Annotated in this window: 4 tRNA genes; all 4 read left to right on the forward strand. The window is 47.5% G+C overall.

What is annotated here, in order from left to right:
- The first annotated feature begins 59 nt into the window (after positions 1–59).
- Positions 60–135: transfer RNA gene (locus A6E06_RS14580), tRNA-Glu, on the forward strand.
- 21 nt (positions 136–156) lie between these two features.
- Positions 157–232 (forward strand) — tRNA-Lys (locus A6E06_RS14585).
- A gap of 25 nt (positions 233–257) precedes the next feature.
- Positions 258–333: transfer RNA gene (locus tag A6E06_RS14590), tRNA-Ala, on the forward strand.
- A gap of 31 nt (positions 334–364) precedes the next feature.
- Positions 365–440, forward strand: a tRNA-Val gene (locus A6E06_RS14595).
- Positions 441–524 lie beyond the last annotated feature (84 nt).

Genomic DNA, 524 nt, shown 5'->3' on the forward strand with positions numbered 1-524 from the left:
GATTAGGTTAAAAAAGTAAAGAAGCAATAGAAGGTGCCCAACACCTTCAAATATCCAGTGTCCCGTTCGTCTAGAGGCCTAGGACACCGCCCTTTCACGGCGGTAACAGGGGTTCGACTCCCCTACGGGATACCACTTCATTTTTTGAAGTAAATTGGGTCGTTAGCTCAGTTGGTAGAGCAGTTGACTTTTAATCAATTGGTCGCAGGTTCGAATCCTGCACGACCCACCATTTCCTCCCAAGGAAATAAAAAATTGGGGCTATAGCTCAGCTGGGAGAGCGCCTGCCTTGCACGCAGGAGGTCTGCGGTTCGATCCCGCATAGCTCCACCATTCTTTCTCACGAAGGAATTAAAACTTTCGTGGGCGATTAGCTCAGTTGGGAGAGCACCTCCCTTACAAGGAGGGGGTCACTGGTTCGAGCCCGGTATCGCCCACCATCTTTAAGCGTTCTTTTAGGTAAATAAGCCTTTGAGAGTCTTTAAAAATGGTTTCGAAAGAAACATTGCTCTTTAACAATTTGG

Source organism: Aliivibrio sp. 1S175, assembly GCF_001690985.1.
Classification (GTDB): Bacteria; Pseudomonadota; Gammaproteobacteria; order Enterobacterales; family Vibrionaceae; genus Aliivibrio.